At 54.1% G+C, this 23,729-nt stretch carries 24 protein-coding genes; 8 read left to right on the forward strand and 16 right to left on the reverse strand.

Annotation, left to right across the window (positions count from 1 at the left end):
- Positions 1-3: 3 nt before the first annotated feature.
- Both ACR3FB_RS15775 and gntH read right to left on the reverse strand, forming a co-directional pair.
- Entirely contained in the window at positions 4-1,815 is a 1,812-nt protein-coding gene (locus tag ACR3FB_RS15775; protein ID WP_480566256.1) for a hypothetical protein, read from the reverse strand.
- Positions 1,816-1,824: 9 nt separating this feature from the next.
- On the reverse strand, positions 1,825-3,018 hold the full coding sequence (gene gntH / locus ACR3FB_RS15780; protein ID WP_480566258.1) for a guanitoxin biosynthesis MBL fold metallo-hydrolase GntH: 1,194 nt from the start codon (positions 3,016-3,018) through the stop codon (positions 1,825-1,827).
- Positions 3,019-3,142: 124 nt separating this feature from the next.
- Between gntH and ACR3FB_RS15785 the strand changes: the two genes are divergently transcribed.
- From ACR3FB_RS15785 to ACR3FB_RS15800, 4 genes are all read left to right on the forward strand, one after another.
- The gene (locus tag ACR3FB_RS15785) at positions 3,143-3,712 is read left to right on the forward strand and encodes a TetR/AcrR family transcriptional regulator (protein WP_480566260.1); all 570 of its coding nucleotides are present in this window, start codon (positions 3,143-3,145) and stop codon (positions 3,710-3,712) included.
- Positions 3,713-4,332: 620 nt separating this feature from the next.
- Entirely contained in the window at positions 4,333-4,644 is a 312-nt protein-coding gene (locus ACR3FB_RS15790; RefSeq protein WP_480566262.1) for a hypothetical protein, read from the forward strand.
- Between the two features lie 957 nt (positions 4,645-5,601).
- Entirely contained in the window at positions 5,602-6,399 is a 798-nt protein-coding gene (locus ACR3FB_RS15795) for an MBL fold metallo-hydrolase (RefSeq protein WP_480566264.1), read from the forward strand.
- A gap of 2 nt (positions 6,400-6,401) precedes the next feature.
- Positions 6,402-7,343 (forward strand): MBL fold metallo-hydrolase, encoded by a 942-nt coding sequence (locus tag ACR3FB_RS15800; RefSeq protein WP_480566308.1) that lies wholly within the window; start codon positions 6,402-6,404, stop codon positions 7,341-7,343.
- A 1-nt stretch (position 7,344) separates the two neighbouring features.
- On the opposite strand, the gene ACR3FB_RS15805 is transcribed toward ACR3FB_RS15800, so the two are convergent.
- The 14 genes from ACR3FB_RS15805 to ACR3FB_RS15870 all read right to left on the reverse strand — a co-directional run bounded on the left by ACR3FB_RS15805 (position 7,345) and on the right by ACR3FB_RS15870 (position 20,266).
- Entirely contained in the window at positions 7,345-8,403 is a 1,059-nt protein-coding gene (locus ACR3FB_RS15805; protein ID WP_480566266.1) for a YeeE/YedE family protein, read from the reverse strand.
- Between the two features lie 58 nt (positions 8,404-8,461).
- Positions 8,462-9,685 carry a 5-aminolevulinate synthase gene (gene hemA, locus ACR3FB_RS15810; RefSeq protein ID WP_480566268.1) on the reverse strand — a complete coding sequence of 408 codons (1,224 nt, stop codon included), beginning with the start codon at positions 9,683-9,685 and terminating at the stop codon, positions 8,462-8,464.
- Between the two features lies 1 nt (position 9,686).
- Positions 9,687-10,121 carry a DUF302 domain-containing protein gene (locus ACR3FB_RS15815; RefSeq protein WP_170722266.1) on the reverse strand — a complete coding sequence of 145 codons (435 nt, stop codon included), beginning with the start codon at positions 10,119-10,121 and terminating at the stop codon, positions 9,687-9,689.
- A 79-nt stretch (positions 10,122-10,200) separates the two neighbouring features.
- Positions 10,201-11,463, reverse strand: a complete 1,263-nt coding sequence (locus ACR3FB_RS15820) for an FCSD flavin-binding domain-containing protein (protein WP_480566270.1) — start codon at positions 11,461-11,463, stop codon at positions 10,201-10,203.
- Positions 11,464-11,487: 24 nt separating this feature from the next.
- Positions 11,488-12,198, reverse strand: a complete 711-nt coding sequence (locus ACR3FB_RS15825; RefSeq protein WP_170471072.1) for a c-type cytochrome — start codon at positions 12,196-12,198, stop codon at positions 11,488-11,490.
- 2 nt (positions 12,199-12,200) lie between these two features.
- Positions 12,201-13,526, reverse strand: a complete 1,326-nt coding sequence (locus ACR3FB_RS15830; RefSeq protein ID WP_480566272.1) for a c-type cytochrome — start codon at positions 13,524-13,526, stop codon at positions 12,201-12,203.
- On the reverse strand, positions 13,510-14,772 hold the full coding sequence (gene soxC, locus ACR3FB_RS15835) for a sulfite dehydrogenase (RefSeq protein ID WP_480566274.1): 1,263 nt from the start codon (positions 14,770-14,772) through the stop codon (positions 13,510-13,512). Before soxC ends, ACR3FB_RS15830 begins: the two co-directional genes overlap by 17 nt.
- Positions 14,773-14,796: 24 nt before the next feature.
- A complete protein-coding gene (gene soxB, locus ACR3FB_RS15840; protein WP_480566276.1) occupies positions 14,797-16,494 on the reverse strand; it encodes a thiosulfohydrolase SoxB in 1,698 nt (565 codons plus the stop codon).
- 87 nt (positions 16,495-16,581) lie between these two features.
- Positions 16,582-17,427, reverse strand: coding sequence for a sulfur oxidation c-type cytochrome SoxA (gene soxA / locus ACR3FB_RS15845; protein WP_480566278.1), 846 nt, complete (start codon positions 17,425-17,427; stop codon positions 16,582-16,584).
- 70 nt (positions 17,428-17,497) lie between these two features.
- Positions 17,498-17,827, reverse strand: coding sequence for a thiosulfate oxidation carrier complex protein SoxZ (soxZ, locus tag ACR3FB_RS15850; RefSeq protein ID WP_170380046.1), 330 nt, complete (start codon positions 17,825-17,827; stop codon positions 17,498-17,500).
- A 34-nt stretch (positions 17,828-17,861) separates the two neighbouring features.
- Complete coding sequence (gene soxY, locus ACR3FB_RS15855) at positions 17,862-18,278, reverse strand: thiosulfate oxidation carrier protein SoxY (protein ID WP_058275041.1); 417 nt, start codon at positions 18,276-18,278, stop codon at positions 17,862-17,864.
- 46 nt (positions 18,279-18,324) lie between these two features.
- Entirely contained in the window at positions 18,325-18,801 is a 477-nt protein-coding gene (gene soxX / locus ACR3FB_RS15860) for a sulfur oxidation c-type cytochrome SoxX (protein ID WP_170380044.1), read from the reverse strand.
- Between the two features lie 131 nt (positions 18,802-18,932).
- Positions 18,933-19,511, reverse strand: a complete 579-nt coding sequence (locus ACR3FB_RS15865) for a thioredoxin family protein (RefSeq protein WP_480566280.1) — start codon at positions 19,509-19,511, stop codon at positions 18,933-18,935.
- A 14-nt stretch (positions 19,512-19,525) separates the two neighbouring features.
- Complete coding sequence (locus ACR3FB_RS15870; RefSeq protein WP_480566283.1) at positions 19,526-20,266, reverse strand: cytochrome c biogenesis CcdA family protein; 741 nt, start codon at positions 20,264-20,266, stop codon at positions 19,526-19,528.
- 80 nt (positions 20,267-20,346) lie between these two features.
- Here ACR3FB_RS15870 and ACR3FB_RS15875 point away from each other — a divergent pair, with 80 nt between their 5' ends.
- From ACR3FB_RS15875 to mgrA, 4 genes are all read left to right on the forward strand, one after another.
- Complete coding sequence (locus ACR3FB_RS15875; RefSeq protein WP_480566285.1) at positions 20,347-20,721, forward strand: hypothetical protein; 375 nt, start codon at positions 20,347-20,349, stop codon at positions 20,719-20,721.
- A 100-nt stretch (positions 20,722-20,821) separates the two neighbouring features.
- Positions 20,822-21,130, forward strand: coding sequence for an ArsR/SmtB family transcription factor (locus tag ACR3FB_RS15880; protein WP_170380040.1), 309 nt, complete (start codon positions 20,822-20,824; stop codon positions 21,128-21,130).
- A gap of 42 nt (positions 21,131-21,172) precedes the next feature.
- The gene (locus tag ACR3FB_RS15885) at positions 21,173-22,234 is read left to right on the forward strand and encodes a YeeE/YedE family protein (protein ID WP_480566287.1); all 1,062 of its coding nucleotides are present in this window, start codon (positions 21,173-21,175) and stop codon (positions 22,232-22,234) included.
- Between the two features lie 440 nt (positions 22,235-22,674).
- Complete coding sequence (gene mgrA / locus ACR3FB_RS15890) at positions 22,675-23,706, forward strand: L-glyceraldehyde 3-phosphate reductase (protein ID WP_480566307.1); 1,032 nt, start codon at positions 22,675-22,677, stop codon at positions 23,704-23,706.
- Positions 23,707-23,729: the final 23 nt, after the last annotated feature.

A 23,729-nucleotide genomic window follows, 5' to 3' on the forward strand; every position in this document is an offset into this window, starting at 1 on the left:
CACTTATGCATTTGGATCGCGAGCCTCGATTACAGTTAATCCATCTAGCTTCCAATGGCCTGACTCAGGTATGATCTCCGCCAGCACCCGAAACGTAACGGCGCGCATGTGGGCGTGCCCCCAATGACCGCCTTGTGCTTTCACTGTCCATTTGGCCAGAGTGCTAAATCCACCCGGTGTGAGGGTTGGGTTAATGCGCTCTAATTCCAGTTCGCTGATATCAGTAACCGTAGCAAGACTACCTCCTGGCGTTCGGATCGCGAGCCCACGTTCAACCTCTGTTGCAATGTCACCCAGAGACGCTTCCGACACAATATGTGCCAGCTCTGACTTTCTTGCGGCCGGCGAAACTTCCAGAGTCACCGTGCTCAAGTTCTCGACCATTGAGCGCAGTATATCTTCCGCAACCTGCTGTTCAGGGGGCTCGGGCTTATTCCACGGTAATTCCAGCAAATATCCCGAAAATGCCAGGGTTGCCGAAGCAGCGACAATAACGGTTAGGCAACTTACACGCTTTGCAACTTTGCCCTTGCACAGCAGGAAAAAAGCAAGTGAGGCGGCACTGATCATCCCGGAGATCAAAGCCATTGCCGGGCTCTGCCGTTTCTGTTGCTCGACTGGAATCTGAGTAACAGATGCTCTTTCGTATTGGAGCAAGTGGTTCTGCCAATGAAACTGAGGATCTGCTGGTGTCACAGCTCCAAAGAATGGCCCGGCGATATCGTTTGAAATGGTCGCAACGCGGGAAATTTCCTCGTCAAACATATCCCATGTGACTGTCACCTGATCGGGAAGGTCTGCCGATGAGAAAGACAGGATAGCTCCGATAAACGCATTGTTCACGAACACTTGCTTTCCCGGCTCTACAACCTGAAAACCCTGCGATGTGAGCTCCAGGAGTTTTGCTGTAGCGTTTGACGGTTGCACTAATTTGCCATCAATTGACACCGGGTTACGAGAAATCAAAAAGGACGCCGCCTGGTTTACGACCAAGGCGCTATGCTGTGGCGAAAGCGTTTGCCCCACTTCGAAGGTTTCACCAATCCAAGGCGCCAGTTCACGCAAGCGGATCAGCGTCTCATGCCGAACTTCACGGGGTTCGATGTAAAGAAACGTGGAGGTCCCGTCCTGCGCTTTTCGGTTCAGGCTTTCAGCAGAAAAGCGGCTATCCCACGGATCAGGCCAGTGAATCTTTAACTCTGCCGGCTTTGACAAGAAGCTGAAATCCGTGACCGGAACCTCACGGTCAAAAACCTGCATCCCGATAGTCACCAGTGGTTCGCCATCCCGCGATGGAGGCACAATAGTCAGCTCCTTGGGAACTGAGTTTTGAAACGGAAAGAACAGTTCGACGAAGAGAACGCGCGGATCTTTGGGCGGGCTGGGAACAATTTGACCCGAGAAGGGATCGCGCTGACCTGCAAGCGGCGAGGCCCGGTTTATGCGCGTTCGGTATTCCACCTTTCTGATATCAGCGTTTAGGGCCCGTTCGTCGCTTCCAACAATCGACAGCGCCCGGCCTTCGGCTTGCGCATAACCTTGATTGGTATCTTGTTCAGCCTCCGGCTCACCTCCGACGAAATCTGATGACCATCCTATTGGCAACATTTCCGCAAACAATGGAATATCTTCGACATAGATCTCAAGGTCGACGTAGACCCCATCATCTTTGACATGAAGGACAGCGATATTGGGGGCGACTTCTGATCCGTTAGTCAGAATGACATCCGCCGAAACGGCCTGTGCACTTGAGGCCATCAGGCTCAGCATCAGGAATAGTCGGTACAGATACTGCCAAATCGGAATTTTGCTCACCCCTGAAGGTTAATTATCCGGCATTGGCGGTGGCGTGTAACCCTCCCATTTTCCCGCATTGACTTTGTCGGATGGCTCTTTTTCTTTTGAACGCGGGGCATTGATGTACTCGTCGCTCGCAGCGGGTGGCAACGCATATTCATCAACACTCGCTTCCCGAACAACGATCTGGTCCTTTGTCACGTTGATCACCTGTAGATCTCGCGCGAGCGTGAGCGGCCCATCGTAAGTCGAACGGACGCCTTCCAAAATCGCCTGATAATTTTCGGGAGAAAGAACAGAGTGATATCCGAGGGCCATACGCGGTTCGACCGCAGACATCACTTTGCCAAAAGCCGCAGGTTCGGTATGAACGCGCGTCGCGACATAGGTCGCCTGTTTCATGTCCCAGCCAAAATACGGGGCCAAAGCATCAGGTGGAAGAAACGCCTCGTGAGAAGCGATGTCCGCCCCTTTGGCATATTCTACATACCATTTGTTCGGGTAGGTATCTCCGCCAAAGACGTATTTCAGCCCATTCCATTCCAGAGAATAACTTACCGAGCCATCTAAGCTGTGGATAGCAGGCCAAGACCGGATCGTGACGTCGTTCTCCTGATAAACGATCTCGTTTTCCTGCATGTAATCGAATTCAGTGACTTCAAGCTTGGCGCCATCATCCGGCAGTGCGCCCGTTCGCGTGGCCAAGTCCCAGGCGTAAGCTTTGGACATGCCATCAACATAGGCTCTAGTGCCCAGCTCATCTTCTGATCCGGACGGGCCGAAGATGCGGAGCGGGGTATATCTACCTGAAAGCCACCCCCCAACGTGGAGGCCCATGAAATCTCCAACGTGGTCAACATGCAAATGGCTGAAGAAGACCTTGTCGATCTTCGCAAAGTCCGGTCGCAGTGAGAACAGGTTTCCCGTTGCGCCAGTTCCTACGTCAAAAAGAAAAACGTCCCCATTCCCAAGTTCCACATAAAACGAAATCGAGACGGCTGCCTTGGTTTGGTTTGGCATACCCGTCCCCAATGCCGTGATACGCATTTCATCCGTGCCAAGGATTTCAGTGTTGGGAAAGTATGACGCTGGATAAACACCATTTTCTATTGCAGAAGCAGTTCGACCAGTCGGCAGCGCATTTTGCGCTGAAGCGGTGCCAGCCAACGACAAAGCCAAAGCCAATAATGCGCCAGTCGTGGAATTCATAATGCTTTTCATTGATCCCCCCATTTCTGCATGGCGTTTCTGAGAGCACGATGTCGTGAACTCCCAGTTGCCCATAGACTTCTCTACGGTACGACCATAGACTACTCTATGTCAAATAATGAATGCTATAATCTGAATGTCAGAAACTGTCACCCGAACCTCACCCAAAAACGCCGCGACCAAGGAAGACTGGATATTTCTGGCCTACAAAGTCCTCAACGAGGGTGGCGTTTCCGCGATAAAAGTCGTGCCAATGGCAAAGCGACTGAACCTGACAAGCGGCAGCTTTTACTGGCATTTCAAGAACGTCCGAGAGCTTTTGGATGAGGTTCTCAGATATTGGGAGCAGGAACTGACTGACAAAGTGATCGCACAGGCAAAGACATTTGGCGGTCCCCCGGAAGATCGCATTCTTCTTCTTATGAAAAAGGTCATAGAAGAGGACGCCGCCTTGCCGGATCACGCTGTCTCAGTGTGGGCGAATACCGATGAGAAGGTGAAAGAATCATATCAAAGAACCATCGGCAAACGGTTCCACTTCGCCGCCTGGATGTTTGAACAGGCCGGGTTTTCGAAAGAAGAAGCGAAAGCCCGTGGAAGATTGATGGTTACTTCGCTGATGGGAGACTCATCGACCGGTCTGAAAGCGCAAGGCGATTGGGAAAAGGTTATAGAGCGGGAACATGCAGTTCTTATGGGAAAGTAGAAGAAAAGTCAGGCTGTTGCCCTGCATTGGATGTTTGCTGAAATCGAACCACCGATTTTCCTAAGTGCACTGTGAAAAGACCGCACAGATGGATACTAAAGGCGACATTCGGCCTGTGCCCCTTGAGGTTTACTTCGCCCCTGTTTTGGTGCGTTTGTCCATCGTGTAATTTTGCTCACGCAGCGAATGGCAAGTTGGACGGACGCATCGCATCATCACCAAGTCAAGGCCAACGGAAATTGTTGGCCGTCCACCAAAGTTTGCAAAGTTCTCTATCTCTGTTTTCGATTTCAAGGGCGGGTTTAGATCGCATCGGGGTCATGGTTCTCTCCGGGGTCGAATGAGCCGCCCTATCATGGCGTTGGTGACGGGATGCCTTCCAAAAGCCCGCTGCGAAGTCACCCGTTGAGGTGCTTCGACTTTGCATCACGAGGTCGTCCTGTCTCCGTCCCGATAGAACAAGTTTTCCCCGGTTTGCGGAACTCTGTGTTTCAAATCACGCGTGCAAAGCCTCCTTTGTCCATGCAAACTCGGTTCCATCTCACCAAAAAGGATCATGCGAGATCTGGACTACAGCCACCTGGACCGAGTTATGAACCGGCGAAGGAAGGGGTAGCGGGATGTTGAAGGTGGTTGTCTATGTTGGTGATCAAGAGGTCGCCCGAGCTGTGGCTGAGAACGATTCAGAACTCGCGGACTTGTCCGATCACAATATCCGGTTGAACGAGCGTTCTGCCGAGCAATTTGGCATTAAAGAAAAAGGTCTCGGCGGCCGGATTAAAGGCCACCCTCGAAAACAGTCGGCCTGGGCGCTCGTCCGCAAGATCGCAGACCTTTGGCTTACGGGGACCGGCGCGGGCGAAGAAAAAGTTGATGCAGAGCTGCTGCCGATGATCCGCAAGTCTAACCGCAACGAATATGCCATAAACTGATTGAATGCGTCGCTAGTGCAGACAAACGCGCAGCGCAAAACTATGGGCAAACTACGCAAACTTATGGGGTGCGCGAAGTGCTATGCGCAAACCCACAAGTTTTGTAGGACACCGCGAACACGTTCGCATCGCCTCTCAAAAACATTGAGAAAATTTGCGTACAACAACCCAAAGAAATTCGCGCCGATTGCCCAAAACAATTCGCGATTCAATCTCGCTCGTGAACTCCCAAGGCAGAAAACAAAGTCATTTTGCGAGATTCACAAACGAACCCATTTCCCTAGTTTTCCATCCGAACAGCCTGAACATAGAAAGATGATTTTGCGCATTTTCTCGAGGCTTCGGGGATCCCAAATGCCTGTACAGTGCCGTCATCCCGAGCGTCTGAACGCTCGAGCCCAGAAGCTACGCACCCTCAGTTTCCATGCGCAAATGTAGCACCAATTGGTGTCCTGCTTAGACGGAACAAGCGTTTCAAGCGAGGCATGGAATAATGGATCTGTTTGTGAGAACTACTGGAAGAGGCGCTCGAGGCGCATCTGAAGCTTGAAAAGAGGGTGCCGCCAGAGCAGCCGACGACGCGACCTCTGTTCGAGTCCCGGCTTTTTCTCAAAGAGCTCCTTCATCATCTCATCAGCTGTCTCGGCAACAGAGTAGTATGGATTCACTGATGCAGGAAACGCCTGAGGTCACGAACCTTGAATCGTCGTCTTTGCGTTGAAATCAACAACTCTTCTAAATGGCCCCCCGCCTGCAGATAGCTTGGCCGAATTCCATCCTTCTCCATCTTTCTTCATTTACAAATTTAAACATTCATTTTATTGATTGTGTATGGGTGGAAATTCATTTTCTCGACGTACTTTCTTACACAACGCCGCGTGTATAGCGGCACTTAGTGTTCAGTCCAAAATCGCTTGGGCAGAGCTACAACTCGGTTCTTCGGCTCGGATTGCAACTATGTCAGACGGGTACCTGTCATTGCCTCCGGAAATGGTCTTCGGCGCCATGCCGAAGGAAGAACTCAGGCAGCTTCTAGACAGCTACAAGGTGGACGCGACCAAGTACGAGCCAGAGTGCAACGTGGCACTTTATCGAGATGATCAAAACACGGTGCTGTTCGATGTGGGAGCTGGACCCGATTTCATGCCGACATCTGGCAAGCTTCTGGAATCTCTTGAAACTATCAACCTATCGCCCGAAGACATCTCGCACGTGATCTTCACCCATGCGCACCCGGATCACATCTGGGGTGTTTTGGATGATTTCGATGACCTTCTTTTCCCCAACGCCACGCATCACTTTGGCCGCGATGAGTGGGATTACTGGTGGAACCCCTCGACGGTGGATACCATTGGAGAAGATCGCGCTGCGTTCGCTGTAGGCGCGAAGCGGCGTATGGCAGCAATTGAGGATCAGGTCGCTTTTTTTGACGACGGACAAGAGATTCTTCCCGGTGTTGCAGCACGCGCAAGCTTTGGACACACGCCCGGCCACATGGCGTTTGAAATTCGCAGCGGCAGTGAATCCGTGATGATTGTCGGCGACGCGTTGGGAAATCCACACGTAGCTTTTGAACGCCCCGACTGGCACAGCGGCACGGATCAGGATCAACAGGTAGCCGCAGCAACTCGGAACTCGCTGCTGGATCAGATTTCCCACGAGCAAATGAAAATAATTGGGTTCCACCTGCCGAATGGTGGAATCGGCCGGGTCGAAAAGACTGGGGCTGCTTACAAGTTCATTGGAGAACCATAATGATGCGATCGCTGGCGATTGTCTTGACCCTGGCCACACCAGCTTGGGCAAGTGAGAATATTGCAGACCAATATCCGAAAAGTGTGCTGTATTCCAAACCGGTCGAGTACATCCCCGGCGTCTATTCCGCCATTGGCGCAACCGCACCGCCGACCTACGAAAACTCTGGTCACAACAACAACCTCAGCTTCATAGTTACCGGGGAGGGCGTGGTCGTCATAAACGGTGGCGCGGCTTATTTGCTTGCCGAAGCGCTTCACCAGGAAATTCAGGCGATCACGGATCAGCCGGTTAAGCTTGTCTTCAACGAGAATGGTCAGGGGCACGCGATGCTTGGCAACGCCTACTGGTCAGAGCTCGGCGTTCCAATTATCGCCCATTCGGATGCTGCGGCTGAATTTGAGGAATACGGCCCTCAGATCCTTGAAGGAATGCAACGGTACAATCAGGACAAGGCGGAAAGAACGTTTCTGGCTGGCCCAACCGAGACATTCGAGGACGAATACGTAGTTGAAATGGGTGATTTCCGGATTGAGGCCAAGTATCTCGGGCCGGCCCATAGTCCTGGCGATATCTCGATTTGGCTACCGAAGCAAAGCCTTGTCATCGCGGGTGACATGGCGTTTCACGAGCGCATGCTGCCGATCTTTCAGGAAACCTACACGGCAGATTGGCTTGAGACTTGGGACAACGAGTTCGAAGCTTTGGGAGCCACATATGTCATCCCCGGCCACGGTCATCCGACAAACATGGATCAGGTGCGCCGCTATACACGCGACTACCTGATCTATCTGCGCGGCAAGATCCAAGAGCATATGGATGCCGGCGGCGATCTGGCAGAGGCTTACTACGTCGATCAGTCACCATATGCCCATTTGGACACGTTTGAGGAACTGGCGACAAAAAATGCCGGGCGCGTTTTTGAGCAGATGGAATTCGAATAGCTCAGGACGTTTGTGGAACAGGCATTCGCCTCAATAACCTATGCGTGCTGATTGCTCCAACCCACATGAAGAAAACGGCAAGCCATGCCGTCAATGACAGTGCGGACCCTCCGGAAAGCCCTGCTCCCACGGCGCAACCTCCGGCCAGCATGGCTCCAAACCCCATGAGGACAGCTCCAGCAAGGTAGCGCTCCATCGGAGTATCCGGGCCAAACCGTTCGATCTTCCACTCCCCTGCAGTTAAGGCCGCGCCTGCGGCACCAATTGCTACGCCTGGAACGAGGCCGATACCGAAGGACAACACAACGCTCCTCTCCGCAACTAACGCCATCAGTGTATCCGTGGCCGGTCCGGTAAATGTTATGGACGACACGGGCACGACGTCAAAAGATGCTTGCGCGATCGCAAAGGTCATCATCCAGCCAAGCGCCACAGCCACGCCAACGCCTGCGGCTGTTATGATTCTGACAGGCACGACTCTCCGGTGGAATGCGAATGCAATTGCCGACACCAATCCCAACGCTGCAACGGCTGTATAAGCCACTGGCGAATAACCAAGTATTTCCGAAAGATCTCTCGAGGCGCCTCCTGAGACAGTCCAGATCCCGGAAAGCAATTCGCGGGCGGGACTAAGAACGCCCGTGTAAGCAGCCTGAGCCACCAAGGTTAAAACCAATCCTGTAATCAGCGCGCGCAGATTACCGCAGGAGGCCAATACCAATAGGCGAGATGCACACCCACGCGCAAGAACCATGCCAACGCCGAACATCGCCCCGCCAATTATTGCGCCGCTAAGGCTGCCCGTCGACGCGATCGCGCGTGTCTCAGAAAGGTTTAACCACTCAAACGCGACAAACGCCTGTACTAAGGTGAGCGCAGCGGTGAAGGCGATCAGCCAAACCGCCAGGCGGGGACCAAGCTCGCCTTCGGCGACTTCGATGGTCGACGCTCGCAAACAAAAGTGAGACTTCTGAGCTGTCGCGCCGAACAAGATACCGACAATCGCACCGGCAAATGCCAAAGCGCCAGGGTCTCCCAACAAATCGATGAGCCTTTCCATCAAAAGAAACTCTCACTTCGTTGCTTGCGCGTCCATGTCCTCGGTCAAGTTGTCATTGTCACTGCGCAGCCATTGGCCTGCGCGCCAATTGGCATTGAGTCCACAACTCACCCAAGGCAGATACCAGTCGATCCACGTCTTCCGCGGAATGCACTGGCGAAGGTGTAATCCGTAGACGTTCCGTTCCCTTGGGGACGGTTGGATAGTTGATCGGCTGGATGTAAATTCCATATTCACGCATCAGTACGTCAGAGATGAAGCGACACTTGACCGGATCGCCGACCATAACAGGAATAACGTGACTTGGGTTCTGTGTATGCGGAATGCCCAGATCGTCGAGCCTGTCTCGTACCTCGCGCACGCGCTGCTGGTGTAGATGTCGTTCCGAATTGCTTTGCTTCAGGTGCCGAACCGACGCGGCAGCCCCTGCGGCCACGGCGGGAGGCAATGCAGTGGTGAAGATAAACCCACTGGCAAACGACCGAACAAAATCGACTAGCTGTTTCGACGCCGCGATGTATCCACCGACTACGCCGAACGCTTTGCCCAATGTCCCCTCGATGACGGTTAGCCTTTCCATCAGGCCTTCGCGCTCAGCTATGCCGCCTCCGCGCGGTCCATAAAGCCCTACGGCGTGAACCTCATCCAAATAGGTCATCGCGCCGTAGCGATCGGCCAGATCACAGATCTCGGCAATTGGTGCAATGTCGCCATCCATAGAATAGACGCTCTCAAACGCAATGAGCTTTGGGGCATTGGCAGGCAGTTCAGCAAGGTGCCTTTCAAGGTCCGCCACGTCGTTGTGTTTCCAGATACGCTTCTGACACCGACTGTGGCGAATGCCCTCGATCATCGAGGCATGGTTCAACTCGTCAGACAAGACTGTGATGCCAGGAATGCGAGACGCCAAGGTTCCCAGCGCGGCCCAGTTCGAGACGTACCCGGAGGTAAACAGGAGCGCAGCGTCCTTGCCATGCAAATCAGCAAGCTCTTGCTCCAGCAAAACATGCTGGTGGGTGGTTCCAGAGATATTCCGCGTTCCTCCCGCCCCGGCACCGACCTCATCGATCACCTTGTGCATTGCCGCAATAACACTGGGGTGCTGACCCATCCCCAGATAATCATTTGAGCACCACACAGTGACTTTCTCGGGGCCATTTTCCGCGTAGCTACGTGCTGTCGGGAACGCGCCGCGCTGTCGTTCGAGATCCGCAAAGACCCGGTAGTTCCCTTCCACCCGAAGCTGGTCGAGTTGACCACGAAAAAACTGCTGATAGTTCATTTCAGTTCCCAACGGCTTCTTCGACGATTCCTGACAACAGAGACTGGACCTTTTGCATTGGCCCGTCAGGGTAGCTTCGGTACCCAACCATCACGCCACTGTCGTCTTCAGCCACAAATATCCCGTAAGGGCAAAAGCCAATATTCATTGGGTCAGCTTCCATGACCTCACGCGAAATTTTTGCCGAGCAGAAAATGAAGATGTCTGCGGCCGAAAATATCTGCTTGTCGCTGCCAACATCTGCGCCTGTTCGATTCAGCATTTCCCCAACATGGCTCACATAGTCGATGACCAGCCCCTGTCCCACAATCGCGGACTCGACGGCGAACGTTGCATCATCAAAACTGCCGTCGAAGGGGATAGTGATGATCTCTTCTGCAAGCCCTTGGCTCGCCAGAACAGTGGAAAACGCGGCTGCGGCGATAAAGTGTTTCATGGTTTTAGTCCTCCTCCTAAACCGCATTTTCTCAGATTGATCATCGGGGTCTTTGACACCGGTCAAAGCCCCGATTGCCTCAACCAAACATGTCCGACGTGATACCGGCGTACCAACCAAGAGACTCTTCGTATGTTGCTTTCCTCAGGTCGGCATCCTCTCCGGTCTGGCTGATAAATCCGTCGACTTTAGCGATCTTTTCAGGCGTCGCCTCATAAGTCGCGCCAACTTTCACTCCATCATCGGTGTCAATGAGCGACCAGCATGTGTTCGAGAACTTGGCCGGGAATACTTTAGACCCGGTCAACGCACCTCTTACTGCGTTCGCACATACCTTTGCCTGGCTGTTTGCTGAAAAACCGGATTTGGGCATGTCACCCTGCTGGCTGGCATCACCAAGAACGTAGATATCCGGATCGGCTTTGGAAGACATGTCCGCAGCGTTTACTGGTGCCCAGTTGCCATCGGTCACTCCCGCCATTTCCGCAATTCGACCGGCTTTCATCGCTGGGATCACGTTGCAGACATCAACCTTCGTCTCTTCGCCGTCGATAGTCACCGTCATTGCTTCCGGATTCACGGATACATTGCCGCCGCCGAAATCTTCGCCGATCCAGTCGACCATTCCTTCGTAGTTGTTTCCCCAGCCTTCTTGGAACAATGCCATTTTCGAGAATTTCGGCTTCGGATCGGCTACAATGATCTTTGCTGTTGGGTTGTTTGCTTTAAGCACGTGCGCCACCATCGAAACCCGTTCATATGGCCCCGGCGGGCAACGGTACGGGTTTGGAGGAGCGACCATCGCGAAGGTACCGCCTTCGGGCATCGCCATGATCTGCGCCTTCAAAAGCTCTGTCTGAGAACCAGCCTTGTACGCATGCGGCATCTTGTTTTGGGCCGAGAGGTCCCAGCCTTCGACCGCGCCATCAACAAAGTCGATACCCGGGCTAAGGATCAGCTTGTCATAAGGAACTGACCCGCCACCTGCCAGGGACACCGTTTTTGCGTCGCGGTCGACCCCAGTGGCCCAATCATGCACGACGTTGATACCGTAGTTCGCGGCAAGCGTGCCGTAGCTGTGGGCGATGTCCGATAGCTCCTGAAAACCTCCCAAATAAAGGTTTGAGAAGAAACAGGTGTAGTAAGTCCGAGACGGCTCAATCAGCGTCACGTCAATCTCACCTTTGCTGTCCTTGGCTATGTAACGTGCTGCAGTCGCACCGCCGGCGCCGCCACCAACAACCACCACACGGGGCTTGCCTTGAGCCAGCACCATCGGAGCAGATAGCCCGGCGGCCACTACCCCGACGGCTCCAAGAAATACTCGTCTATTGAGTGTCATCGCGTTTCCTCCCCTTAGGCACTTTCATTCTGGATTATTGAAGTAGGCGGCCAATGCCGCGATCTCGTCATTGCTCAGCCGTCCGGCGATCATTTGCATGACCGGATGTGGCCGCTGTTTGTCTTTATAAGCGTGCATGGCGACCACGAAGTCTTCGTCAGGCCAATACACAATCGAAGGAATGCCCTCATCGCCTCCTTCGATCTGGTGACAAGTTGTGCATTCGCTGCTGAGATATGCGCCGTACTCAGGATCTCCTTGTATCGCCAGGATCGCGGGATCGATCGAATGATCCGTGCCTTTCGCCGTTGGGTCCGCTTCTGGGATGTCCTGAGGATTGTCCGAAAACGCCCGCAAATAGGCGATCACGTTGGCTCGGTCTTCCGGGTCTTTCAAACCGGGAAAACTCATCCGCGTGCCTGACGCAAATGCGCGTGGGTTTTCGATGTAGGCGGACAGAGTATCAGCGTGCCATTCCAGACCCGAGTTACCCGCACGCTCTAGGCTTTTTGAGTAATTGAAACCGTCCAGACCAGCAGCCTTGCGCCCAAAGACACCATTCAAATGCGGCCCGATTTTGTTTTTGGCTCCATCTCCAACCTGATGACAGCCTTTGCATTTGGCGAACACTTCTTTTCCGGCTTCGGCGTCGCCGAGGCCTTCGGTGGCGTGGGTCGATGGGGCAACAGCAACCATAACCGCCGCGCAGGTCAAAAAAATGTTCAACCACCGCATGATCAGCTTCCGAACGACTTGAGGTAAACGATCACGGCTTCAATATCGTCTGGTTTCTTAAGCCCAGCAAAGGACATGCGTGTGCCCTTCATGTAGTCCTTGGGTTTTGCCAGGAAGGCCGCCATTTCTTCTTCGGTCCAAACAAGACCAGCCTCGGCAGCTGTTTTCATAGCTTTGGAGTATTTGAACCCTTCAACCGAACCTGCGTTGGCCCCGATAACCCCGTTCAGCGCAGGGCCCGTACTGTCCTTTGCACCGTCACCAACCTGATGGCAGGACTTACACTTCTTGAAGACCTTCTCACCAGCTGCGAACAGTTCCGTAGTCTGGTCAGCCTCGTCGATTTCTTGAATAGCCGGTGTTGTGGCGGCTTCTTCCTCAGGCTTTGGCGCTGCGGTCGGAATGAACGAGGGCCCTTCCGCCGTGAACGTCGGTAACCCGTCCGCGCTGGCTTCATTCATGACCGAATTCGAACCGCCTTCTGGTGGTGTCTCAACCAGAAAGACAGAACGCATAGTAACCGCTGCCTCTGTCTTGCAGTTCTCCATGCAAGGCTCTTCTCGCCATTCCGCGTATTCCGTCTCGGGTCGCACATCGACGACAAAACCGTCCATATTGTACATCTCGAAATCGGCGAAGTTTTCCTTGCTGAGAACGAAATCGTCATCCACCAGATCGTTGGAATAAAGGATATATGCGACGATTGCGTAGGTCTCATCCGCCGTAAGTGTGCCTGCTTCACCAAATGGCATCGAGCGGGAAATGTAGTCCCAGGCGGTCGACAAATGCGGCCAATAAGACCCAACAGTTTTCACAGGATCTTCGTCGGCAAGTGTGTCGAAACCGCCGGCCAGAACAGGCCAATTGTCGGCGCCTTCGGCAAACTCTCCGTGACAGGACGCACAGCGATCGACAAACACTTCTTCTCCGGTCCAGACATCGCCTGATCCAACCGGCAAACCGCGCCCGTCGGGCAAGACATCGACGTCCCAGGCCGCGATCTCTTGCTCCAGCGCGGGACGCCCAAGCCCATAGGTGCCCTCGCTGCGGGGCGCGGGCGCGGTCAGGTTCATTCCGTTTGCGACCCGCTCGGCCGCTGCGGTCTGGATTTCTTCGACCTTGGCCGCCAGTTCGGCTGCCCGGCTGGCCTCTGCTTGCGCGTTTTCCTGGGCTGTAGCTGCATGTGCCTCTACCTGACTGATCCGGGTTTCCAAGGTTTCTATCTGCGATTGGCCGTAGTTCCGGTTCGCAATAGCCACTGCCGCCGCAAGCACCAACGCCGTGCCGCCGAATACAGGCAGGAAAACATGACTAAGAGACTTCGACATTCTCGGCGATCCCTTCTGCGCTCACGTACCAAGTCTGGATACAGTTGTTGTGGTAGACCGAGTTTTCTCCGCGCTTTTCACGCAGTTGGTCTTTGGTCGGCTGCACATAGCCGGTCTCATCTATCGCCCGGGCCTGTAACAACATTGGTGCTCCGTCCCAGTTCGTGTCGAGATAGAAACGCGTCAAAGCCTTGCTGTCGCCCTGCTTGCCAAGACGCGCCGTCTCCCAGGTGATCCCACCGTCCTTGGACACATCGACCCGCGTAATTTGACCGTGGCCTGACCAGGCAAGTCCGGAAATAACCAAAGGTCCCGGTCCATGTTTGATGGGCATTTGCGGACTGGGTGAAGTGATGACGGATTTTGCATCCATCACCCACGTCCATTTCTGGGCCGTGCCATCGGCGTAGACATCAGTGTATTTTGAAGTTTCTTCGCGGCTTTCGACCGCCATATCGACAACCTCAATGCGGCGCAGCCACTTGACCCACATGTTGCCTTCCCAGCCAGGAACAACCAGTCGCACCGGATATCCATGCTCCATGCGCAGTGCTTCACCATTTGCCTTGAAAGCCACCAACACGTCATCTAGTGCTTTTTCCATCGGGATGGAGCGGCCATTGGATGACGCGTCTGCGCCCTCAACATAGACCCATTTGTCTGGTGAGATATCGGCGCCTGCTTCCTGCAACAGCGTACGCAGCGGAACACCGGTGTATTCCATGTTGTGAATCATGCCATGGGTGAATTGGACGCCGTTGAGTTGCGCACCCGCCCACTCCATACCGGTATTTGCCGCACATTCGCAGAAATACACATGGTTTTCGCGCGGGAACCGCTCAATGTCGTCGTAAGTAAAAACAAGCGGGCGATCGACCAGCCCGTTGATCATCAGGCGATAGTCCTCTTTGCGCAGCTCAATCGCGCCCGAATGATGACGCTCAAAAGCGCATCCCTGCGGAGTGATCGTGCCATCAAGCGCGTGGATCGGCGTGAAGTTGATCGACGAAATCGGAGAGGCGGTCAGCCATTCCACGTTGCGCCGAACGACATGGGATTCGAAGCTGATCGGCAGGCCATAAGGTGACTCATCGACACCGGCGCCCGTATAAGACGCCCAATCCTGAAGCTCTGTTATCAGTGGATCGGGCGTGTCTGCCGCTGCCGCACCCGCGACTGACCCTGCGGCGACCGCAGCACTGCCTTTCAGGAAGGCCCGGCGGGACGGTTTGAACGCGTCATCCATATCTCTTAGGTCTCCATCTGTTTCTTAAGCGCCGACAACATCGACGCTGGTGTTCTCTTGCACCGTTACGGTACCAAGGTTGCGAATGTGGTTTTCGACGACATCCCAGATCGGCGGACCCTCAGTGCCTTCGTTGACACTGGCCCAACCAGCCACGACGTAGGTTTTCGACGGATCAATCGCTTCACCGGTTTTGAGCAGAGTCATTTCGCTGATCCGTTGCCCTTGTGGTTTGGTCACATCGATGCGGTAGCCAAGCCCACCGACGCGGACCATATCGCCGCCCTGCTGGTAGTAAGGGTCGGGATTGAACAGGTTGTCACCGACATCCTCAAGGATCAAATGGATGAATTCGCCTGTCATTTCTGTGCGATAGGCATTGGGATACGACATCGATGTGACGTTCCAGATGTCTTCGCGTGTGATATCTTGTCCTGGCAGGATTGAGGGCCCCCAACGGACGCCAGGCGACATCGCGATGTCTGCCTCACGCTCATTGATCAGGGCATCGCAAATCAGGTCATCCCAAGTGCCGTTAAAGTTGCCGCGGCGGTAGAGTAACGAATCCGTTTTGCCAATCACCTCACTCAGCGCAGCTTCATAAGGCGCGCGCTGATCATTTATCAGAGCGGTGATCGCAGGATCAGGAGCGATGACGTCAGAGAAGATCGGGATCAGCTTGTGCTTCAGCCCCATCATCTGTCCATCTCTCACGTCGAGATCCACACGGCTGACGAATTTTCCGTTCGAGCCAGACGCGATGATATGCGTTTTTCCGACCAGAACCGGCTCGGGAAGTGCGTCATGGGTGTGACCGCTGAGGATCACGTCGATCCCTTGCACCCGACCTGCCATCTTCTTGTCCACGTCAAAGCCGTTGTGGCTGAGGACGACAACAACATCGGCACCGGCATCGCGAACCTCGTCGACCATGGCCTGCATGTTTTCATCCCGGATGCCAAATGAATATTCTGGGAACATCCAGCCTGGGTTCGCGATTGGCATGTAAGGAAACGCTTGCCCGATGACAGCAACCTTTGCACCGCCCCGATCAAAGAACTTATAGGGTTGGAACAATTCTGCAGGTTCGTCCCATTCGGCATCAAAGATGTTCTGACCCAAGGCCGCAAAGGGCAAACCTTCGACGATTTCGTTAACCCTGTCGCTGCCCAACGTGAACTCCCAATGGAAGGTCATAGCATCGGGTTTCAGCGCGTTCATGACATTGACCATGTCCTGACCGGCCGTCTGATAGCAGGTGTAGGAACCGTGCCAGGTATCGCCTCCGTCCAATAGAAGGGCATCAGGACGGTCAGCACGTATGGCGTTGATGACAGTTGAGACGCGGTCCAATCCACCGACCCGACCGTAGGTCTTGGCCAGCGCAGAGAAATCGTTGTAGGTCAGCGCATATGCCGACGGGCTTCCATCTTCGATCCCGTAGGCCTTGCGGAAAGCCGCCCCTGTGACATGCGGCATCTGCCCTCGCGCATCGCCAATACCAAGGTTTATCTCAGGTTCGCGAAAAAAGATCGGCTTGAGTTGCGCGTGAATATCGGTGACATGGATCAAGCTGATATTGCCGAAGGTCTCGAACTCCAGCAATTGATCCTGCGTTAGGCTTTGCTGCGCAGCGAGCCTGGACCAGTTACCAAACCCGGACGCCCCGTACAGAGCCGAGGCTGCCATTGAAACCTGCAAGAAGTCACGTCGAGAAATCATCTATCAGCTTCCCTATAACACATATAAATGTGTGAATGTTATATGCATGAAAAACCCGCGCAGGACAGCGCCCGCGCAGCTCGTTCGTTATTGACGTACAGCAGGAGTTTCGACTGAAAGCCCGTTGCCACGCGAGGCCACATAGAGCTCAAGCGCGCGAAACTCGTCCGAACCTTCGGCAAAAGTTTCCGCCCGCGTATCGCGAATACAGCCGCGGAAACGATTGTGGCGCGAGATCAGCTTGGCCTGTTTCAGACGATATGTCGGGAACCCGTTGATCATACCTTGGCTCAGATGGTCGGCACGGATCATGTTGCCCCAGTTGTCTTCATGACAATTGGCGCAGCTCAACTCCAACTGACCATAGCGGGTATAATACATCTCCTTGCCTTGCTCCCAGTACGGGGCGGCATCGCCATCGATCGCGACATTCATTGGCAACCCACGTGATTGCAGACCGATCAAAGCGACCATGCCCTGCATATCGCCCCCGGACCATTTCCAGGCATCCGCTTCCATGCGGTCCGTACGGCACTTGTTGATCAGATCTTCCATGACGACCAGCTTGCCGGTTTCGGAATCCACCTTCGGCATGGACGCCTGCAATCCCTTGAAGCTTTCCACCCCATCGTGGCATGAGGCACAGCTCTCGCCAGCGGCGCCATCAACGGCCTCGAAGAGATCGGCGGCCTGATCGACGAAGATCATTGCAGGATTGTCGAAGTCATCAATTTGAAGCGCTTGAGTTTCATCCGTGCGAAAATGCCAACCCGAATAGATCGTGTCCAAATTTTCCAGATGTGCCGGAGCTTCAGTGACCGAGGTCATGTCCAGCTCATCATTGATCGTGAGATTGTCTTCGTCCGGTCCAGCCATCGCTGCAGCCGGGAAAACCAGAATTGCCGCGATCGCCGTAATTGCCTTGGTATTCATTGCGTTCCTCCCTTGGTGGATCAGCGCCAATTCCTCGGACCCGCGCTGATCTGCCTTAGTCGTCGAGCCGTCAGGCGATCTCGATCGTTTTCTTCTCATCGTAGACAGAGCCGTCATCATCGTACCAGGTGAAGACAAACTCACCGGCCTCGGGCACAGTCGCTTCGAACTGGAAGTACGGGTTGGTCGAAATCGCCGGCTCCATCGTCACATCAACCACCATTTCTCCGTTAAACTCGCAGGTGAAACGGTTGATGATCGAACGCGGGATGACGTTGCCTTCTTTGTCCTTGCGCTGGCCGCTTTCCATCTTGTGGCTGATCAATGTCTTGATCGTAACGGTTTCTCCAGCAGCGGCTGTCTTTGGAACCTTGACGCGGGGTTTTACACCGGATGCCATTGGTTAGTCTCCTGTTCTTCAGGGCGCGTGGCGATCAGCCGCCGCAGCCGCCGATTGTCACTTTTACGGTCGCGGACGCCTTGGCAAAGCTGCCATCTGCCATCTTCGCCACGGCAATGACATCCTGCGTTCCGGCAAGACGGATGCGAGTTGATGCGGCTTGCTCAGCAGCCAACGGACCGAAATTGAAAGTTGCAACGCCCGGTTCGGGGTTACCTGCAGCCACGATAAGAATTGCAGCTGCACCCGGAGCACTGACTTCGATTGGTACGGTATTGCCGTTTTCTGCGATTTCCGGTGCAGTCAATGTAACACCGCCGTCCGCCACATCTGCACCGCCTGTAAATGCCGCGATGGCATCTTCAGCAGCTGCATTTGCCCGAAGCGGCATAATTGTCAGGAACGCGGCGCCTAGCCCAAGGGCCAGTGTCTCGCGGCGAGAGAGTTCCATTTTCAATCTCCTTTGAAACTTCGAAAATTCACGCATCAGAGCGCGACTATTCCTCTTTCAGGGTCGCAAGAAACGCGACCACGTCCTCGATTTCCTGCGCTGTCAGGATCGACGTCAAAGGCGCGGTTGGCGCTTTTCCGGTATAGGCGTCGCCCGGGCGGATATAGCCGTCATCCTTGTAGAAAGCTGGCATCACCGTGCCTTCGAATGTCATCTTTGCGTTTGCGACCAACCCGCGAAGCTCTGCTTCGGTCCAACGATCACCGGCACCATCCAGCATTGGACCGACTTCACCGTGGAACGGGATGTCCGCCAAAACCGTGACCGCGTGGCACGCAACGCAGTTGCCTTTTGACTTGTCGCCAACGATGAGCGCGCCATTGGCCGCGTCGCCAGCAGCACCGGTCAACGAAGCCTCAATGGCACCATAGTCGTCATAGGTTACGTCCTGCGGGTCTGTATCTGCCGCATATGCAGCAACGCCCGTCATTGCGCAGACCAATGTTAAGAGTCTCAGCTTCATGATCCCTCCCATTTGCTAACGCGCCGACGGCGCCTTGCGACCCAAAGCCTCTGTGTACCGTAGTCGACGAGTACCGCTTGTCGCAACATTAAATTCATAATAATGAATTTTTTTATTTATAACGGCAGTGCTCAATCCTGAGAAACATTGTTTCGCTCTTGAATGCGCCGCGCATGATACCGTTGGAAATCTTCACCATTATCAAGCTCATATCGTTTTTCATCGACCCAGGTGAAAAGGTCCAAGGTTGTTCCTTTTGAAAACGCTCCGGGCATAACAGCGACCGCAGCATCGATGGCTGTAGCGTCCTCTGGCACCTCTTCCGGAAGAAAAACAAGCGTCGGGGTGAACAGAATCCCCCATTTTCGCATCAGCGCTCTTTGCTCATTTTCTTCCCCGTCAAAGTCGGTAGCGGCGGTGCTGCCATGCAAATCCAGTTGGACGACAAAGAAATTCTCTTCGATAAACGCTGCAAGGTCAGGCTGGGGGAACACCTCTTCATGCATCTTTTTGCAGTAGATGCAGCCTTGTTGTTCAATGAATAACACAAGCCTTTTGTCCTCGCTTGAGGCCTCTTCTAGATCCTCTCGGAGGTCTTTGAACGTGTCGCGCATCCACGGCGTTTTATGCAAACCGTCGTCGCCCAGTTCAGCGGCGGAAACTGCCCCGCCGATCAGGCACGCGATCAATACTGACAAAACTCGTTTCATATCTTCCTCCTGAATTATCCAATGGCTGCGAGCCAAGGCATATGGTCGAGCATCCATTGTGCGATGTAGTTGATCGAATTGGTTGCGATGAGGATGCCGAAGAGCACCAGGAATCCCCCCATGGCCTTTTCGATGAGGGGCAAGTGCTTTCTGAACTGCGCCATCCATTGCATGAAGGGACGGACCAGAAAGGCCGCCAGAACAAACGGTGCGGTCATTCCAACCCCGTAGACGAATAGAAGCACCGCTCCACGCCAAGCCGTCTCGGTTCCGGCCGCTGTAAACAGGATCGCAGCGAGCACAGGCCCAACACAGGGTGTCCAGCCAAAAGCAAATGCCAATCCAAGAACATATGCCCCAACAAGGCTTACATTTGATGTCTCACCGACGTCCGCACGAAATTGGCGATACAGGAACCCGATGCGAATGACCCCCAGGAAATGCAGCCCCATCGCAATGATAATGGCCGCTGCAATCCAGCGCAGGATGTCGAAATACTCTCGGACCAGCTGCCCGAATATCGAAGCTGTCGCCCCCAGTGCCATGAAGATCGTTATGATCCCAGCTGCAAATGCTATTGCAGAAAGCGTTGCCCTGCGACGAACGTCGGCGGAAAGTGTTGAGCCCGTAGATATCTGATCAATCCCGACGCCGGCCAGATAGCTAAGATAAAACGGCACGATAGGTAGGATGCAGGGCGACAGGAAAGACAACAGTCCTGCGACCAAAGCTCCTGCAAATGTAATGTCGAGCATGGTCAAACCTGTCCTGGCACGCTATCATTCACATATTCAAAATAATAAAGATATGTCGCTGCGGTCAATCGGAGCTTAAGATGCGCCACCTAATTCTGTTTTTACTTGCAATCACGTTGCTTGTTTCTCCGGTGATTTCACGGGCAGAAATGACGCTTCTGATAGCCGAAGAAGATGGGTGTATGTGGTGCGCACGTTGGGACAGCGAAATCTCGGAGATCTATCCCAAGACACCCGAAGGACATGCCGCGCCACTTCAACGCATCGATATCCACGCAGCTATGCCTGAAGGCATCGCGTTGGAGCGGCCTCTCTACTACACGCCAACGTTTGTTCTGCTGGACAATGGTCAAGAGGTTGGACGGATCGAAGGCTATCCCGGCGAAGATTTTTTCTGGGGGTTGCTGGGCGTTTTGCTGCGTGACGCTGGGGTGCCGATTGAGACCTCTGGATAAAATGTGGCGGATTAAATAAACTGTTTCGAATGCGTGAAGCTATGAAAGCGAGGCGATCTTGTTGGACAAATCTTCGAAACTGCCTGTGTTCTCCAAGGACATGTGCGCCGAAGACCTGGACAGAATGATGGAAAATGCTCAGACGGCGTCAAATTTCCTCAAGGCAATCAGCCATGAAGGGCGCTTGATGATCCTGTGCTACCTGTCTTCGGGTGAAAAATCTGTCACGCAGATGGAAGAAATGCTCTCGGCACGCCAGGCCGCTGTGTCTCAGCAACTATCTCGCCTACGCTTCGAGGGCTTGGTCAAAACGCGACGCGAGGGGAAAACGATCTACTACAGATTGGCGGATGATCGATCGACACAGATTCTGGAAGTCGTCTACGATCTATTCTGCAGAGAAAAGTAGAAGCCGCCAAAAATACCCGCCAGCTTTGGGAGGAGACTGGCAATGTTTGAAGCATTGGGAGACGCCAACACCGTCGCCCTGATCGGTTTGATCGGTGGCATCGTGTTGGGCTTGGCCGCACGCATTGGCCGTTTTTGCACGCTGGGTGCAATCGAAGACTACCTTTACGCAGATGATGACCGGCGGCTGCGCATGTGGGCAATTGCGATCGGCGTAGCAATTGTCGGCAGCCACTTGGCTATGGCTTTCGGGTGGCTGGACCCCGTTGGAACAAGGTATCTTGCGCAGACTTGGAACCCACTTGGGTCGATCGTAGGTGGCCTCATGTTCGGTTACGGAATGGCCATCAGCGGAAACTGCGGCTATGGCGCGCTTGCAAGGCTTGGGGGCGGCGACCTACGATCCTTCGTCATCGTTTTGATCATGGGTCTATCTGCCTACGTTGTCATGTCCGGGCCCCTGGCCTATTTGCGCGTTTGGGTCTTCCCCGAGGAAATGGATCTTAGTGGCCCCCAGAGCATTAGCTTCCTTGCCGAACAACTGACCTCTATTCCAGCTTGGCTCATTGGCTCCGTCATCGGCGTTGCGTTGGTGATTTTCTCCTTGGCAAACCAGCGCTTCCGCCGCACTCCAGCACAGGTGTTCTGGGGATCTGTAGTTGGGCTGGCGATCGTATCAGGGTGGCTCGGCACGAATTGGGTGGCGACGCACGGTTTTGACGGTGAACCGGTTCAAACCCATACCTTCGCTGCACCCCTTGGCGACACAATATTCTACCTAATGACAGCCTCCGGAAACACTTTGTCCTTTGCGGTTGGATCAGTCTCCGGCGTTCTCATTGGCGCATTCTTGGGGTCCTGGTCCAAAGGTCATTTCAGATGGGAAGCATGCGAGGATCCACGGGAACTCAAGCGTCAGATGCTCGGCGCGGCGATCATGGGGCCAGGCGCGATCATCGCGGTCGGTTGCAGCGTCGGACAAGGTATATCTGCCTTCTCACTTTTGGCCTACAGCGCGCCCGTAACATTCGCTGCCATCTTCGCCGGCGCGGCGATTGGGTTGAAACAACTCGTGTCTGGGCTGTCCTTCATAGCTGAGCGTTGACGTCACAGTTCAAACTAGAATTCACGTGTGGAGGACGGTTTCAGTAGTTCGCTCTTGTTGAGAAACCGATCGCTTTTAAAGGCAAATAGTCCGCAAACCATGCCCGTTAGCAGTTCGAAAAGTCAGATGACCATCGCGGTGCAAGCCGCCGGTGTCTAAACGACAGACCCGCAACTTCCGGTTTACGCCTCAAAACCTTCCCGTTTGTTTTGCCCATCGCTGCGGTGTGGTTCACCATAGGAGACATCCGCTGCCTTTGAGAGTTGGCATTGAATCCGAATGATCGGATAGTGAAATCTTTCACACGTGGAGCAAGGCTACCCACAAGAACGAATATGAGCTCGCGTCGATCTTGCTAAAGGTGATCCGTTTGACAGGCCCAACAATCCATTGATTATGTGCGCATGACCAAAGCTCAAAGACCGCCAAAGCCAAAACCAATTCCTTACACCCCGGAGCCGGACCGCTATGAGCGGATGGTGTATCGGCGAAGTGGGCGATCCGGTGTGAAGCTTCCTGTTGTCAGCCTAGGCCTGTGGCATAATTTCGGTGCGGACTCGACGCACGAAAACAAGCGCGCCATGTGTCGAACCGCGTTTGATCATGGGATCACTCACTTTGATCTGGCGAACAACTACGGTCCACCACCCGGTTCAGCCGAAGAGGCATTTGGCGAGATCCTTAAAACGGATTTCGCGGGTTACAGGGATGAGCTGATCATTTCCTCCAAAGCAGGCTACGACATGTGGCCGGGACCTTATGGAGAATGGGGGTCGCGCAAGTACATGATTGCGTCCTGTGACCAATCACTCGCGCGCATGGGGCTTGATTACGTGGACATCTTTTATTCCCACTGCTTTGACCCCGACACCCCGCTCGAAGAGACGATGGGCGCGTTGGATCATATCGTACGATCGGGCCGCGCGCTCTACGCAGGTATCTCGAGCTACAACTCCCAACGCACGCGCGAGGCGGTGAAAATTCTCAACGACCTTGGGACACCTTGTCTGATTCACCAGCCTTCTTACAATCTGCTCAATCGGTGGGTGGAGCGGGACGGTTTGCTCGATACTCTGGATGATCTTGGGGTTGGGTCGATTGCGTTCACGCCGCTGGCACAAGGCATTCTGACTTCCAAATATCTGACCGATATTCCGAGTGGCAGCCGTGCCACGCAAGGGAAGTCATTGCTCGATGGCATGATCAACGAGCGGTCATTGGCAAGTGTCCGTGCTCTGAGCGACATGGCTGAGGCACGCGGGCAGACTCTGGCGCAAATGGCGCTGGCCTGGGTGCTCAGAAATGGGCGCGTGACGACCGCTCTGATTGGAGCGTCCCGGCCGGAACAAATCGTAGATTGCGCGGGCGTTGTCGATAATCTCGACTTCAGTGCTGACGAACTGAGAAAGATCGATCAAATATGTTCAGAAGAAGATATCAATTTGTGGGCGCGCTCGTCAGAAACAGAATAACCATCCTTAGAAACACACGAAAA

It is taken from the genome of Ruegeria sp. AO1 (genome assembly GCF_056535985.1).